General features: G+C 75.1%; 14 protein-coding genes. 9 read left to right on the top strand and 5 right to left on the bottom strand.

Translation table 11 applies throughout. The features are described from left to right. The first annotated feature begins 11 nt into the window (after positions 1-11). The 5 genes from ENKNEFLB_RS20110 to ENKNEFLB_RS20090 all read left to right on the top strand — a co-directional run bounded on the left by ENKNEFLB_RS20110 (position 12) and on the right by ENKNEFLB_RS20090 (position 7,295). On the top strand, positions 12-1,244 hold the full coding sequence (locus tag ENKNEFLB_RS20110; RefSeq protein ID WP_214059622.1) for a hydroxyacid-oxoacid transhydrogenase: 1,233 nt from the start codon (positions 12-14) through the stop codon (positions 1,242-1,244). Beyond that, positions 1,241-4,207, top strand: a complete 2,967-nt coding sequence (locus tag ENKNEFLB_RS20105) for an FAD-binding and (Fe-S)-binding domain-containing protein (protein ID WP_246535691.1) — start codon at positions 1,241-1,243, stop codon at positions 4,205-4,207. Before ENKNEFLB_RS20110 ends, ENKNEFLB_RS20105 begins: the two co-directional genes overlap by 4 nt. Positions 4,208-4,297: 90 nt before the next feature. After that, on the top strand, positions 4,298-5,533 hold the full coding sequence (locus tag ENKNEFLB_RS20100) for a class I SAM-dependent methyltransferase (protein WP_214056987.1): 1,236 nt from the start codon (positions 4,298-4,300) through the stop codon (positions 5,531-5,533). Further along, positions 5,526-6,560 carry a hypothetical protein gene (locus tag ENKNEFLB_RS20095; protein WP_214056986.1) on the top strand — a complete coding sequence of 345 codons (1,035 nt, stop codon included), beginning with the start codon at positions 5,526-5,528 and terminating at the stop codon, positions 6,558-6,560. The genes ENKNEFLB_RS20100 and ENKNEFLB_RS20095 overlap by 8 nt, the downstream gene beginning before the upstream one ends. 207 nt (positions 6,561-6,767) lie before the next feature. Continuing rightward, positions 6,768-7,295 carry an O-acetyl-ADP-ribose deacetylase gene (locus ENKNEFLB_RS20090; RefSeq protein WP_214056985.1) on the top strand — a complete coding sequence of 176 codons (528 nt, stop codon included), beginning with the start codon at positions 6,768-6,770 and terminating at the stop codon, positions 7,293-7,295. Here the strand turns inward: ENKNEFLB_RS20090 and ENKNEFLB_RS20085 are convergent. Together ENKNEFLB_RS20085 and serC are read right to left on the bottom strand one after the other, a co-directional pair. Further along, a complete protein-coding gene (locus ENKNEFLB_RS20085; RefSeq protein WP_214056984.1) occupies positions 7,292-7,843 on the bottom strand; it encodes a hypothetical protein in 552 nt (183 codons plus the stop codon). The genes ENKNEFLB_RS20090 and ENKNEFLB_RS20085 overlap by 4 nt on opposite strands. A gap of 102 nt (positions 7,844-7,945) precedes the next feature. Next, positions 7,946-9,070: a phosphoserine transaminase gene (gene serC / locus ENKNEFLB_RS20080; RefSeq protein WP_214056983.1), complete on the bottom strand. Its 1,125-nt coding sequence runs from the start codon at positions 9,068-9,070 to the stop codon at positions 7,946-7,948. A 45-nt stretch (positions 9,071-9,115) separates the two neighbouring features. Between serC and ENKNEFLB_RS20075 the strand changes: the two genes are divergently transcribed. From ENKNEFLB_RS20075 to ENKNEFLB_RS20065, 3 genes are all read left to right on the top strand, one after another. After that, entirely contained in the window at positions 9,116-9,646 is a 531-nt protein-coding gene (locus tag ENKNEFLB_RS20075) for a GNAT family N-acetyltransferase (protein WP_214056982.1), read from the top strand. A gap of 45 nt (positions 9,647-9,691) precedes the next feature. Next, entirely contained in the window at positions 9,692-10,276 is a 585-nt protein-coding gene (locus ENKNEFLB_RS20070) for a VldE C-terminal domain-containing protein (protein WP_214056981.1), read from the top strand. 64 nt (positions 10,277-10,340) lie between these two features. Continuing rightward, positions 10,341-11,882 (top strand): DUF2252 family protein, encoded by a 1,542-nt coding sequence (locus ENKNEFLB_RS20065; RefSeq protein WP_214056980.1) that lies wholly within the window; start codon positions 10,341-10,343, stop codon positions 11,880-11,882. 3 nt (positions 11,883-11,885) lie between these two features. On the opposite strand, the gene ENKNEFLB_RS20060 is transcribed toward ENKNEFLB_RS20065, so the two are convergent. Beyond that, positions 11,886-12,449, bottom strand: a complete 564-nt coding sequence (locus tag ENKNEFLB_RS20060) for a GNAT family N-acetyltransferase (RefSeq protein WP_214056979.1) — start codon at positions 12,447-12,449, stop codon at positions 11,886-11,888. Between the two features lie 67 nt (positions 12,450-12,516). Beyond that, on the bottom strand, positions 12,517-13,620 hold the full coding sequence (locus ENKNEFLB_RS20055; RefSeq protein ID WP_214056978.1) for a citrate synthase 2: 1,104 nt from the start codon (positions 13,618-13,620) through the stop codon (positions 12,517-12,519). 110 nt (positions 13,621-13,730) lie between these two features. Between ENKNEFLB_RS20055 and pdxH the strand changes: the two genes are divergently transcribed. Beyond that, positions 13,731-14,375, top strand: coding sequence for a pyridoxamine 5'-phosphate oxidase (pdxH, locus tag ENKNEFLB_RS20050; RefSeq protein ID WP_214056977.1), 645 nt, complete (start codon positions 13,731-13,733; stop codon positions 14,373-14,375). Between the two features lie 19 nt (positions 14,376-14,394). Here pdxH and ENKNEFLB_RS20045 read toward each other — a convergent pair whose 3' ends face one another. Next, positions 14,395-14,988 (bottom strand): flavin reductase family protein, encoded by a 594-nt coding sequence (locus ENKNEFLB_RS20045; RefSeq protein WP_214056976.1) that lies wholly within the window; start codon positions 14,986-14,988, stop codon positions 14,395-14,397. Positions 14,989-15,007: the final 19 nt, after the last annotated feature.

Raw genomic sequence — 15,007 nt, 5'->3', positions numbered from 1 at the left:
GCCGCCCCGCCCTGAAGTTCGGACCGGGCGCCTCCGCCGAGATCGGCCACGACCTCGGGCAGTACGGCGCGCGCCGCGTGCTCCTGGTCACCGACCCGGGCGTGGCCGCCACCGGGCACCCCGAGCGCATCGCCGAGTCGGTCCGCGCCACCGGGATCGAGGTCGTCGTCTTCGACCAGGCCCACGTCGAGCCGACCGACGTCTCCCTGCGCGAGGCCGTCGAGTTCGGCCGCGACGCCGGCCCGTTCGACGCCGTGGTCGCCGTCGGCGGCGGCTCGGCGATCGACACGGCCAAGGCGGTCAACCTGCTCACGACCAACCCCGGCGAGCTGATGGACTACGTCAACGCCCCGGTGGGCAAGGCCCTCGCGCCGGTCAACCCGCTGCTGCCGCTGGTGGCCGTGCCGACCACCACCGGCACCGGCAGCGAGAGCACCACGATCTGCGTGCTCGACGTGCTCTCGCTGCACGTCAAGACCGGGATCAGCCACGTCGCGCTCCGCCCGCGCCTGGCCGTGGTCGACCCGTCGCTGACGGCGACCCAGCCCGCGATGGTCACCGCCGCGTCCGGGATGGACATCCTGTGCCACGCCCTGGAGAGCTGGACCGCGCGCTGGTACGCCGACTTCGACGCCAAGACCCCCGAGCAGCGGGTCCCGTACTGCGGGGCGAACCCGGTCGCCGACATGTGGTCGGAGAAGGCGATGTCGCTGCTGGCGACCGCCTTCCGGCGGGCCGTGCGCGACCCCGAGGACGCGGTCGCCCGCGAGCAGATGGCGATGGCCGCGACCTTCGCCGGCCTCGGGTTCGGCAACGCCGGCGTGCACATCCCGCACGCGAACGCGTACCCGATCGCCGGGCGCGTGCGCGACTACCGGCCGGCGGGCTACCCCCAGGACGAGGCGATGGTGCCGCACGGCATGGCCGTCTCCCTCACCGCGCCGGCGGCCTTCCGGTTCACCTTCGACGGCGACCCCGAGCGGCACCTGCGCGCCGCGCGGCTGCTCGAGCCCGACCTGTCGGCCGACGAGCGCGGTCCCGACGCGCTGCCGGGCGTGCTGACCCGGATCATGCGCGACATCGGCATCCCCAACGGCCTGGCCGAGATCGGGTACGGCGCGGCCGACGTCGACGGCATCGTCGAGGGCGCGCTGCAGCAGCAGCGGCTGCTCGCCACCGCCCCGCGCCCGGTCTCCGGGGACGACCTCGCCGGGGTCGTCGGCGACTCGATGGAGCTCTGGTGACGACCGTCGACCTGCCCCCGACCACCGGGGCCGGCACCACCGACGCGGCGGGCAGCGACGTCGCGGCCGCCCTGCGCGCGCGTGGCGTCAGCGACGTCGACGACTCGGCCCTGACCCGCTCGCTCTACGCCGCCGACGCCTCGCTCTACCGCGTGGTCCCGCAGGTGGTCGCCCGTCCGCGCCACGTCGACGAGATCGACGCCGTCCTGGACGCGGCCCGCGCCACCGGCGTCCCGGTCACGATGCGCGGCGCCGGCACCTCGATCGCCGGCAACGCGGTCGGGCCGGGGATCGTGGTCGACACCGGCCGCCACCTGAACCGCATCCTGGCCCTGGACTCCGAGGCGCAGACCGCGACGGTGCAGCCCGGCGTCGTGCACGCCCGGCTCCAGGCCCGCGCCCACGAGCACGGCCTGCGCTTCGGCCCCGACCCCTCGACCCACACCCGCTGCACCATCGGCGGGATGATCGGCAACAACGCCTGCGGCTCGCGCGCGCTGGGCTACGGCCGCACCTCCGACAACGTGGTCGGCCTCGACCTGCTCACCGGCGCCGGCGAGCGGGTCCGGGTGCGCGACGGCGTGTCCCTGGACCACCCCGACGGCAGCGACGTCGAGCGCCGCCTCGCCGCGATCGTCGACGCCGAGCTCGCGCACGTGCGGCAGACGTTCGGCCAGTTCTCCCGCCAGGTCTCCGGCTACGCCCTCGAGCAGCTGCTCCCCGAGCGCGGCCGCCGCCTGGACCGCCTGGTCACCGGCTCCGAGGGCACCCTGGCCCTGGTCCGCGAGGCCACCGTGTCCCTGGTGCGTGACCACCCCGAGCGGCTGCTGCTGGTCCTGGGCTACGCCTCGATGATCGAGGCCGCCGACGCCGTGCCGACCCTGCTCGCCCTCGGCGCCGAGCGCGGCGCGGGCACGCCCGACGACCGGGCCCGCCTGGTGGCCTGCGAGGGCCTCGACTCCCGGATCGTCGACCTGGTCCGCGCCCGCCACGGCAGCGTCCCCGACCTGCCCCGCGGCGGCGGCTGGCTGTTCGCCGAGGTCGCCGGCGAGGGTGCCGCCGACCTCGTCGCCCGCCTGCGCGCGGAGTCCGGCGCGCTGGAGTCGCGGCTGATCACCGACCCCCGCGAGACCACCGCCCTGTGGCGGATCCGCGACGACGGCGCCGGCCTGGCCGCGCGCAGCCTGAGCCGCCCCGCCCACGCCGGGTGGGAGGACGCCGCCGTACCGCCCGAGCACCTCGGGTCCTGGCTGCGCGACTTCGACGCGCTGCTGCGCGAGCACGGCCTCGACGGGGTGCCCTACGGCCACTTCGGCGACGGGTGCGTGCACGTCCGCATCGACTTCCGCTTCGACGACGGCGGCCGCTCCTTCCGCGAGTTCCTCGAGGCCAGCGCCACCGGCCTGGTGAAGTACGGAGGCTCGCTCTCGGGCGAGCACGGCGACGGCCGGGCCCGCTCCGCGCTGCTGCCGCTGATGTACGACCCGCACACGATCGACCTGTTCGGCGCCGTCAAGCACGCCTGCGACCCCGACGGGCTGCTCAACCCGGGCGTCCTGGTCGACCCCCGGCCCGTCGAGGCCGACGTCCGCCCCGCGCGCCCGCGCACCCGGGTCAACGCGGGCCTGCGGCTGCTCCACGACGGTGGCGACCTCGCCACCGCCGCCCACCGCTGCACCGGCGTCGGCAAGTGCGTCGCCGCGTCGTCGACCGGCGTGATGTGCCCCTCGTGGCAGGCCACCCGGGACGAGAAGGACAGCACCCGGGGCCGCGCCCGCGTGCTCCAGGAGGCGCTCGACGCCGGGCCGGGCGGCACGCTGACCGGCCTGCGCGACCCCGCCCTGCACGAGGCGCTCGACCTCTGCCTGTCCTGCAAGGGCTGCGCCTCGGACTGCCCGACCGGGGTCGACATGGCGACCTACAAGTCCGAGGTGCTGCACCAGACCTACCGCGGCCGCACCCGCCCGCTCAGCCACTACACGCTGGGTCGGCTGCCCACCTGGCTCGCCCTGATCGGCCGGGTGCCCCCGCTGGCGCCCGTGCTGAACGCCGCGGGCCGCTTCGCGCCGACCGCGCGCCTGGCCACCGCCGCCGCCGGCGTCGACCACCGCCGCTCGCTGCCCACCGTGGCCGCCCGCGGCCTGCGTCGGACCGCGCGCGAGGCGCCGGGCGGCACCGGCACGCCGGACGTCTGGATCTGGGCGGACTCCTTCACCGACCAGCTCTCGCCGCACACCGGCCAGGCGGCCCTGGCCCTGCTGCGCGCCGCCGGCCTGCGGGCCGAGGTCATCCCCGAGCCGGCGTGCTGCGGGCTCACCTGGGTGACCACCGGCCAGCTCGACCAGGCCCGCAGGATCGTCGGCCGGACCGTGGCGACCCTCTCGGCGTACGTCGGCTCCGGCGTGCCCGTCGTGGGCCTCGAGCCGTCCTGCCTGGCGACCCTGCGCTCGGACGCCGAGGAGCTCGTGGACTCCCCGGAGGCCACCGTCGTCGCTGAGGGGGTCCGCACCCTCGCCGAGGTGCTGACCGACCTCGCCGACCAGGGCCGGCTGGCGCTGCCGGACCTGTCGGACGTCGAGGTGCTGGTGCAGCCGCACTGCCACCAGGCCTCGATCCTCGGCTTCGACGCCGACAAGGCGCTCCTCGAGCGCTGCGGCGCCGCGGTCACCGTCGTGGCCGGCTGCTGCGGGCTGGCCGGCAACTTCGGGATGGAGAAGGGGCACTACGAGACGTCGGTCGCCGTCGCCGAGACGCACCTGCTCCCGGCCGTCCGCGCACGGGGATCGAAGGTCGTGCTGGCCGACGGCGTCTCCTGCCGGGTCCAGCTCGACGACCTTGAGCAGCTGCGGGCGCTGCACCTGTCCGAGCTGCTGGCCTTCGGTGCCCCCGCGGACCAGTCCACGGCCCGTCCGTCGCTCCGCACCCGCCTGCGCGGGCGCCGCAGCAGCCGGGGCCGGCGGTGAACCCGCGCCACCGCCGCCTCGTCATCCCCCTGGCCCTGGTCGCGCTGCTGCTGGTGGTCGTGGTCTCGGCTGTGTCGGGCAGGTTCTGAGGTGGCCGAGCCGCTGGCGGGCGCCCTCGAGCGGGTCCGCGCCGACGTCCTCGACCCCGACACGCTCGTCCGCGCCGTGCTGTCCGGGCGCCGGCGGGGCCAGGAGCCGCCGTCGTGGCGTCGCGTCGAGCTGCGCTGGGTCGACCTGCGCGCCGGGCGCCGCCTGCAGGTGACCGCGTACGACGCCACGCAGGCCCACACCAGCAACCACGAGCCGGGGCGGGCCGCCGACGACGCCGTCGACGCGCTCCTCGCGCAGGGGTACGGGAACTGGCTGGTCGAGACGACGACCCAGACCTACCAGGGCCGGGCGACCAAGAAGCTCGAGGCGCTGGTCCGCACCGAGCGGCGCGAGACCCCGGTCGAGGTCGACCGCGGCCACGACCGCGACAAGGCGCGGCTGCTCGACGACGGCGACCCCGTCTTCGCCGCGCTGGGGATCACCGACGAGCGGGGCCGGGTCAAGCCGACCCGGGTCGCCAAGCACCGGCAGGTCGAGGAGTTCCTGCGGCTGCTCGAGACGACGGTCACCGACGCCCTCGACAAGGGCCACCTGCGCCGCCCGACCGTGGAGGACCCGCTGCGGGTGGTCGACCTCGGGTGCGGCAACGCGTACCTGACCTTTGCCGCGCTGCGCTACCTCGCCGGCGTGCGCGGCCTGCCCGTGGTCGTCACCGGGGTGGACGTCAAGGAGCAGTCCCGCGAGCACAACACCGCCGTGGCGGAGCGGCTGGCCGCCTCCGGCGCCTTCGGCGACGGCCGTGCGGAGTTCGTGGTCGGCAGCATCGAGGACGTCGCGCTCGCCCCCGCCCCGGAGGTGGTGCTCGCGCTGCACGCCTGCGACACCGCGACCGACGACGCCCTGGCCCGCGCCGCTGCCTGGCAGGCGCCCGTCGCGCTGGCCGCGCCGTGCTGCCACCACGACGTGGCCGCGCAGCTGCGCGCGGCGGCGACCCCCGCGCCGTACGCCGCCCTGACCCGGCACGGGATCCTCCGCGAGCGCTTCGCCGACACCCTCACCGACGCGCTGCGCGCCTCGCTGCTGCGCCTGGAGGGCTACCGCGTCGAGGTCGTGGAGTTCGTGGGCAGCGAGCACACGCCGCGCAACACGCTGCTGCGTGCCACCCGCACCGGTGCGCCGGTGGCGGGGGAGCAGCGCGAGGAGTACGACGAGCTGGTCAGGACGTGGGGCGTGCGCCCGCGGCTCGGGGAGCTGCTCGGGACGCCTGGTGCTTGAGCTCCGCCGCTACCTGGGGGTCGCCGTCGCGGTGCCCTTCCTGGTCGGCGGCGCGCTCGCGATCACGCCCGAGGTCGAGCGCAAGGTCGTGCTGACGTTCGCCGACCCGGCGATCGTCGAGTCGAGCGGGCTGGTCGCCCTCGACGGCGGCCGGGTCGTGACGACCAACGACTCCGGCGACGAGGGCCGGGTCTTCACCGTCGACGCCGACGGTCGGACCGTCGGGACCACGACGTGGGGCGAGGCCCGCGACGTCGAGGCGCTGGCCCCGCTGGAGGACGACGTCCTCGTCGGCGACATCGGCGACAACGGCGGCGTGCGCGACTCGGTGAGCATCCTGCGGGTGCCGGTCGGGCCGGGCGAGCAGGAGGTCGACGCCGCCTCCGCGGTCGAGCTGGTCTACCCCGACGGGCCCCGCGACGCCGAGACCCTGATGGTCGACCCCGTCTCCGGGCGGGTCCTGGTGGCGAGCAAGGTCGTGCTGGGCGGGGCGCTCTACGAGGTCCCGCCGGACGCCGTGCCGCCGTCGGTCGGGGCGCCGGCACCGGTCGAGCCGGTGCGGCTGCGCGAGCTCGGCGACGTCCGCGGCTTCGCCACCGACGGGGCGTTCTTCCCCGACGGCCGGCACCTCGTGGTGCGCGACTACGGCTCGGCCACCGTCTACTCCTGGCCCGACCTGCGCGACGTCGGCTCCTTCGACCTGCCCGAGCAGGAGCAGGGCGAGGGGATCGCGGTCGACGAGGTCGACGGCGAGTTCCAGGTGCTCGTCAGCAGCGAGGGCGCGGACAGCCAGGTGCTGCGCGCCCCGATGCCGCAGGCCCTCGCCGAGGCGGTCGCGCCACTGCCGGAGGGGTCGCCGGCGGCGCAGCCCGAGGACCCGGCCGTGGTCACCCCGCCGGGGGCGTACGACGCGCCGGTCGCCACCGACGCGCTCGACCGCGGCCCGGGCGTCGGCCCCTGGCTGGTCGGCGGGGTGTTCCTGGTCGGCGTGCTCGTCGTGCTGCTCCGCTCGCTCAGGCCGCGCTGACGGGGCGTAACGCGCGGTGGGCGGGCTGGTGGCGCCCGGCCCGCGCTGTAACGCTGTGTTACTTCCTCTGGTGCACCGTCGTGGCGCTGCACCAGATGAAGTAACACAGCGTTACAGCCGGCTGGCGCGGCGGGTGCGTGCCACGCTGAGGCTGACCCGCGCCGCGCAGCAGTGATCGCGGCGCGTCGCGACGACGAGGGGACCGGCATGGAGATCACGGTGGTCGAGGGCGACCTGACGCAGCAGCACGTCGACGCGGTCGTCAACGCCGCCAACCGGCACCTGCGCGGCGGCGGCGGGGTGGACGGGGCGATCCACCGCGCTGGGGGACCGGCCGTGCTGGAGGACTGCGTACGTCGCTTCCCGCACGGCCTGGCCACCGGCGACGCCGGCTGGACGACGGCGGGCGACCTGCCGGCCCGCTGGGTCGTCCACGTCGTCGGGCCCGACCACCGCGCAGGCGAGACCGACCGGGCCCTGCTGCTGTCCTGCTACACACGGGCGGTCGAGGTGGCCGACGAGGTCGGTGCCCGCACCCTCGCCTTCCCGCTGGTCTCGGCCGGGGTCTACGGCTGGCCGCGCGAGGACGCGGCGGCCGCGGCCGTCGAGGCGCTGCGCTCGGTGGCGGCGACGACCGGCGTCACCGAGGCGCGGCTGGTGGCGTACGACGCCGCGGCCGCGGCGCTGCTGCGGGACGCCCTGGGCGACGCACCCGGGGATGCAGCAGGGGACTAGACCGGCTGCTGCTCGTCGGCGGCGTCCTGCTCGCGCTCCTCGCCGCGGCGGCGCAGCCGCTGCGCCCCCGGCAGCCCCTCGACGATCTGCCCGACGCTGTCGAAGCGCTCGGTGAGCTGGTCGAGCTCGGGGGTGAGGTCGGCCATCCCGCGCAGCGCGGGGAGCACCAGGTCGAGCAGGTCCGGGACCAGCTCGAGCAGGTGGGCGACGGCGTCGACGTGCTGGGCGCCGAGCACGTCGGCGGCGTGGCCGGCGGTGGTCCCGGCCCGCTCCAGCGTCGCGCGGTGCTCCGCGAGCGCGCCGACGGCGCGCCGCAGCTCGGCCGTGCCCAGGTCGACCGCCTCGGCCGCCTGGAGGCTGGTCGCGTCGACCCGGTCGACGACCGCCTGGGCGTGGGCGTTGGTGGCGGCGACGTCGTCGATGAGCCTCTCGACCCGCTCCAGGGCCTCGTCGACGCGACCCACGATCCGCCAGGCGGACCCGACCAGGTCGGCCGCGGCCTGGGCCGGTCGGGTGGCGGCGCCGAGCACGGCGTTGATCGGGCTCATCGGGTCTCCTCCGCCCGACGCCTCGTCGCGCCGGACCCACCACCCTGCGTGCCGCGCGCGTGGCAGGGCACACCTCCGGGGGTAATCGGCCCCGGACGACGTCTACAGCTGCGCGACCACGTGGTCGACGCACCGGGTCAGCGCGAGCACGTCCTCGGGGTCGACGGCGGGGAACATCGCCACGCGCAGCTGGTTGCGGCCGAGCTTGCGGTACGGCTCGGTGTCCACCACGCCGTGGGCACGCAGCACGGCCGAGACCCGGGCCGCGTCGATCGAGGCGTCCAGGTCGACCGTGCCGACCACCAGGGAGCGGTGGGCGGGTTCGGCGACGAACGGGGTGGCGTACGACGAGGCCTCCGCCCAGCCGTACAGCGCGGACGACGACCGCGTCGTCCGCTCGACCGTCGCCGGCAGGCCGCCGAGGCCGAGCATCCACTCGAGCTGCTCGGCCATCAGGAACAGCGTGGCGACGGCCGGGGTGTTGTAGGTCTGCTGCTTGGCCGACTGCTCGACCGCGATCGCCAGGTCGAGCGAGGCGGGCACGTGCCGGCCGGCGGCGGCGATCTCGGCGGTCCTGGCCAGCGCCACCGGCGACATCAGCGCGAACCACAGCCCGCCGTCGGAGGCGAAGCCCTTCTGCGGGGCGAAGTAGTAGACGTCGCACTCGGCCACGTCGACCGGCAGGCCGCCGGCGCCGGAGGTCGCGTCGACCAGCACCAGGGCGTCCTCCGCGCGCGTGCCGACCGGGCGCACCACCGGTGCCATCGCCCCGGTGGACGTCTCGTTGTGCGCCCAGGCGTAGGCGTCGAGGACGTCGGCGGGGCGGGGGCCGACGACCGTGCCGGGCTCGCCGCGCACGACGTCGGGCTCGCCGAGCCACGGCGCCGCCGCGACGGCCTCGGCGAACTTGGCCGTGAACTCGCCGTAGACCAGGTGCTGGCTGCGCTCGCGGACCAGGCCGTAGGACGCGACGTCCCAGAACGTCGTCGACCCGCCGTTGCCCAGCACCACCTGCCAGCCGTCGGGCAGCGAGAACAGCGAGGCGAGCTGCTCCTGCACCCGGCCGACGAGACCGCGCACGGGCGCCTGCCGGTGCGAGGTGCCGACCAGCGAGGTGCCGGTCGCGGCGAGCGCCTCGAGGTGCGAGACCTGGACCTTGGAGGGGCCGGACCCGAACCGGCCGTCGGCGGGCAGCAGGTCGGCGGGGATGCGGGGGCCGTCGGTCACGCCTCCTAGTCTGGCACCGTGCCGCCCCTGCCCGATCCTGCGCCCGTGCTCCGCCTCGTCCGGGTCGGCTACGGCCACCCCGACGCCGTCCGGCTCGTCGAGGAGGTCCAGCAGGAGTACGTCGTCCGCTACGGCTCGCCCGACGTCACCCCGCTCGACCCGCTGATGTTCGAGCCGCCCACCGGCAGCTTCTTCGTGGGCTACCGCGACGCCCCCGACGGGACCAGCGAGGCGGTCGCCACCGGCGCCTGGCGCCGGGTCGACCTGCCGGTCCTCGGGGTCTCGCGCACCGCCGAGCTGAAGCGGATGTACGTCTCCCCGCGCGCCCAGCGCGCCGGCCACGCCCGGACGGTCCTGGCCGCGCTCGAGGCCGACGCGGCGGCGTACGGCGCGGAGGCGATGGTGCTCGAGACGGGGGTGCGGCAGCCGGAGGCGATCGCGCTCTACCGCTCCGCCGGCTACGTCGCGGTGCCCGACTTCGGGCACTACGCCGGCGAGGCGCTCTCGCGCTGCTACGGCAGGCTGCTGGACCCCGCGCTCGCCGCCGCGGCACCCCCGGACGCCCGGACCGCCTGAGCGGACCGCCTGACAGGACGTCCGGGGCGTGCCTACCCTGCCCGGGTGCCCCCCACCGCCCTCCGCCGGCTCTCGCTGCTCCTCGGCGCCCTGCTGACCGCCTCCCTGCTCGCCGTCGGCCCGGGCGCGCCCGCCCAGGCCGCGCCGATCGAGGACTACGCCTCGTACGTCGGTGGGACGACGTGCAAGCCGAAGCCCAAGCCGGGCGCGGTCGCGCTGGGTCGCTGGATGGTCGACACGTTCGGCGGCGGGTTCGGCGGCGTCGGCCGGGCGTGCTCGCCGAGCACCTCCGAGCACGAGGAGGGCCGGGCCTTCGACTGGACGCTGGACGCGGCGAGGAAGGCCGACCGGCAGCGTGCCTCGCGGTTCCTGCGCCGGGTCCTCGCCACCGACGACGCCGGCAACGAGCACGCGCTGGCCCGCCGGATGGGCATCATGTACGTCATCTGGAACGACCGGATCTGGCGGTCGTACAGCGACGAGTTCAGCCCCGGTCGCTACCTGTCCGGCAGCTGCCCGTCCAGGAAGCGCTGCTCCAAGACCCTGCGCCACCGCGACCACGTGCACGTCTCGCTCAGCCGGGCCGGCGGGCGCGGGGCCACCAGCTGGTACGACGGCCGACTCGACTGAGCCCTCGGCGCCGCGAACGACCCGGGTGGTGCGAGCGCCGCGACCGGTCCGGTAGACACGACCGATGAGCACCCCTGCCCGCTCGACCGACGAGCTGCGCGCCCTCACCCGCGCCGACCTGATGGACCTCGCCCGCGACCAGCAGCTGCCGGGGCGGTCCTCGATGGCGAAGGACGAGCTGGTCGAGGCCCTGGCCACCTCCGGCAGCGACGCGGCCTCGGACGAGAACGTCGGCGCCCAGGCCCGCGTACCCCACGGCTCCCGGGTGGACGCCTTCCGGGCGCTGGCCGAGCAGCGCGCCCGCGGCGAGGTCCGGTTCATGCCCCGCCAGCTCTCCGGCCACGACCGGCGCCTGCACGTGCGCCAGACCGTCCGTGAGGACCACGAGACCCGGATCGCGCACCGCAGCCAGGACGCGGAGGCGAAGTTCGAGAAGCTGGCCGACTCGCTGTACTCCTTCTTCCGCGGCACCTGCCTGCTGTTCTACCGCGACATCGCCGGCGAGGACGCCTGGATGCCGACCGTGCTGACCCTGGGCGACGTGCACCCGGAGAACTTCGGCGTGATGCCGAGCGCCGACGACGTCCCGATCTTCGGGGTCAACGACTTCGACGAGGCCTACTACGCCCCGTTCACCTGGGACCTCAAGCGCGGGGCGGTGGGCTTCGTCATCGCGGCCGGGACCGAGGGCGGGATGGACGCCGCCAAGCAGCTGCGGATCGCGGAGTGCTTCGTGCGCGGCTACGTCGGCGCCATGCGGAGCTACGCCTCCGAGGCCACCGAGCAGCAGGGCCAGATGCGCGAGGACAACGCCCCCAAGCTGATCCGGCGCCTGATCAAGGGCGCGCACGAGGACCGCGACGCGTGGCTGGCCCGCAAGTACCACGACGAGTACCGCCGGGGCTTCCGCGCCGACGACGAGCACGTGCCGGTGACCAGCAGGGTCGAGGAGTTCCAGGCGGCGCTGGACCGCTTCGTGCGCGACAACGACGTCGAGGTCCCGGCCCGCGCCGGTGGGATGCGGGTCAAGGACGTGTGCGAGCGGCTCGGGCAGGGCACCGCCTCGCTCGGCCTGCCCCGCTACTACCTGATGGTCGAGGGGCCCGCCGCCGACGGCACCGACGACGTGATCATCGAGTTCAAGCAGGCCCGGCGCTCCGCCCTGGCCGGGCTCGCGCCGCCCTCGGAGTTCCAGGTGGACGGCACCGCCGAGCGGATCACCCACGCCCAGGGCGTCCACCTCGTACGGGGGGACCGGTTCTACGGCGCGGTGGAGATCGACGGGCTGTCCTTCATGGTGCGCGAGCGGGCGCCGTACAAGGACGAGGTCGAGCTCGACGAGCTGTCACCCAAGCAGTGGCGCACCTACGCCCGGATCTGCGGGGAGTCGCTGGCGCAGTCGCACGCGCTGTCGGACGAGGCCGGCCTGGTCGACCACGACATCGAGCCCGACGTGCTGGCCGCGATCGGTCCGGAGGACCTCTTCGTCACCGACCTGGTGGCCTTCGCGGCCGAGGCCGCCGACCGGGTGCGTGCGGACCACGCGTACTTCCGCGCCGACCACGCGCTCGGCGCCTTCCGGTGGGTGGACCAGGTCTTCCGCTGACCGTCAGGTCCGCCGGGGGCCCGGGCGCGGCGCGTCGAGGTCGAGGGTCACGACGCCGTGCTCCCAGCCCGGGATCGCCCGCTTCTCCTCGTCCACCCGGATCCTGCGCTCGGTGAGGCCGAGCTTCCGCAGCACGCCGCGCGACCCGGTGTTGACCGTCATGGTCTCGGCCCACACCCGGTCGAGCCCGGCCGTGCCGAAGGCGTGCGCCAGCAGCGCCCGGCCACCCTCGGTGGCGAGGCCGTGTCCCCACGCCGTGCGTCGGAGGCGGTAGCCGAGCTCGGCGGAGCCACGGTCGGTCCCGTCCGGGATGAGGCACCACCACCCGAGCCACCGGGTCGGGTCGGTGCGCGACCATCCGACCCAGAAACCGAGACCACGGGCGTCGGCGTCGGGCCGGGTGCGCCGCGGCATGAAGGTACCGACGACCTCATCCCGGGCGAGCGCACGACCGTGGACGAGCCGGAGCACCTCCGGATCGGCGTCGAGCTCGACCAGGAGGTCGGTGTGCGCGGCCGTCAACGGCTCGAGGCGCATCCGCTCGGTGGTGAGGACGGGTCTGCTCATGGTGGAGGGAGGAGGTCGTGGGTCGGAGGACGCGCCAGGGCGCGTCCTCCGACCCACGACCTGGGGCTCACTCGCCCCAGGCGCTCTTCCAGCCCTCGATGTCGCTGGCGCTGCGCTCGCCCGGGCCGGTGTAGACGGCCGAGGGGCGGATCAGGCGCCCGGTGCGCTTCTGCTCCAGGATGTGCGCCGACCAGCCGCCGGTGCGCGCGCAGGTGAACATCGAGGTGAACATGTGCGGCGGGACCTCGGCGAAGTCGAGGACGATCGCGGCCCAGAACTCGACGTTGGTCTCGAGCACGCGGTCGGGGCGGCGCTCCTTGAGCTCCTTCAGCGCGGCCTTCTCGAGGGCCTCGGCGACCTCGTAGCGGGGCGCGTTCAGCTCCTTGGCGGTGCGGCGCAGCACGCGGGCGCGGGGGTCCTCGGCGCGGTAGACGCGGTGGCCGAAGCCCATCAGGCGGTCGCCGCGGTCCAGCAGGCCCTTGACGTAGCCCTCGGCGTCGCCGGACTCCTCGACGTCGCCGATCATGCCGAGCACGCGCGAGGGCGCACCGCCGTGCAGCGGGCCGCTCATCGCGCCGATGGCGCCGGAGAAGGCGGCGCCCACGTCGGCGCCGGTGGAGGTGATCACGCGGGCGGTGAAGGTGGAGGCGTTCATGCCGTGCTCGGCCGCGCTGCTCCAGTAGGCGTCGATCGCCTTGACGTGCTTGGGGTCGGCCTCGCCCTTCCAGCGGATCAGGAACTTCTCCGCGAGGGTGCCGCCCTGGTCGACCTCGGACTGCGGGACGACGGCGTTGTTCAGCCCGCGTGCGGACTGCGCGGCGTAGGACAGCACCATGACCGCGACCCGGGAGAGGTCCGCGCGGGCCTGCTCGTCGGAGATGTCGTAGGTCTGGCGGAAGCCGAAGGCCGGGGCGAGCATCGCGATCGCGGCCTGGACGTCGACGCGCACGTCGCCGGTGTGGACCGGGATGTTGTAGGCCTCCGCGGGCGGCAGGCCCGGGTCGTACGAGCCGTCGATGAGCAGGCCCCAGACGTTCTCGAACGGCACCCGGCCGACGATCTCCTCGATGTCGACGCCGCGGTAGCGCAGCGCCGAGCCCTCCTTGTCGGGCTCCGCGATCTCCGACTCGAAGGCGACGACGCCCTCGAGTCCGTGGTGTACCTCAACCATGCGTGACGACTCCTTCGTCGGGACCTTCGTCGTGGATCTGCTCTGGCTCGGCATTGTGCCGCACCGCGCCGGGTGGCCGTGGGCGCCCCGTCGCGCCGTAGCCTCGAGGCATGAGCCGAGACCTCTCCTCCGCCCGCGAGGAGTACGCCCGCGGCGGCCTCGACGAGGCCGACCTGGCCGCCGACCCGGTCACGATGTTCGAGCGGTGGTACGACCAGGCGGTGGACCAGGGCGTGCACGAGCCGAACGCGATGGTGCTCTCGACCGCCGGCGCGCACGGGCGGCCCTCGTCGCGGATCGTGCTGCTCAAGGGGGTCTCGGAGCGCGGGTTCGTCTTCTTCACCAACCTCGCCTCCCGCAAGGGCGGCGAGCTGGCCGACGTCCCGTGGGCCGCGCTGCTCTTCCCCTGGCACGCCCTGGAGCGCCAGGTCCGCGTCGAGGGCCCGGCCGAGCCGTTGCCGCGCGAGGAGGTCGAGGCGTACTTCGCCTCCCGCCCCCGCGGCTCGCGGATCGGGGCCTGGGCCTCGCGGCAGTCGAGCACGGTCGCCGACCGCGCCGCGCTCGAGGCGTCGTACGCCGCCGCGGACGACCGCTTCGGCGAGGACGTGCCGGTCCCCGACGACTGGGGCGGCTACGTCGTGCGGCCGGAGGTCGTGGAGTTCTGGCAGGGCCGGCCGAGCCGGCTGCACGACCGGCTGGTCTACGAGCGCGACCCCCAGGAGCAGGACTGGCGGACCTGCCGGCTCGCCCCCTGACCCCGGCCGGCGGGACCTCTCAGTCGCGCCCGGGCGCCTTCGTGGGCCGGTCGATCCTGACGACCTCGTTGGGCAGGCCCCACTCGTTGCGGCCCAGCCGCGAGAGCGGCTCCATCAGCTCGAACTCCGGGTGGCCGTCCTGCATGACGGCGTCGTCGACGTGGATGCCGACGACCCGACCGAGGATCAGCCACGAGTTGCCGAGCTCCTGGACCGAGTGCAGCGTGCACTCCAGCGAGGCCGGCGACGCCGCGACGCGGGGGACCGACACGTTCGTGCTCGGCGCCATCTCCAGGCCCTCCGCCTCGGCCTCGTCGACGTCGGGGTCGTAGGGCGCGCTGGTGCCGTTGATCCGCTCCAGCAGCGGCCGGTTGGCCAGGCTGATCACCATCTCGCCGGTCTCCTGCACGTTGCGCAGCGTGTCCTTCGCGCCGACCGAGGTGATCGAGACCAGCGGCGGGTCGACGCAGGCCACGGTGAAGAACGAGTGCGGGGCCAGGTTGCCGACCCCGGCCGCCGACCGGGTCGAGACCCAGGCGATCGGGCGGGGGACCACGATGCTGTTCAGCAGCGGGTAGGTGTTGACGTCCGGGTCGGCGGGGTCGAGGTGCATGAGCCTCATCCTGCCCGGG

The sequence above is a fragment of the Nocardioides aquaticus genome, assembly GCF_018459925.1.
Classification (GTDB): Bacteria; Actinomycetota; Actinomycetes; order Propionibacteriales; family Nocardioidaceae; genus Nocardioides; species Nocardioides aquaticus.
The sequence above is the reverse complement of the archived record's forward strand: the minus strand, read 5'-3'. Positions and strand labels throughout refer to the sequence as shown.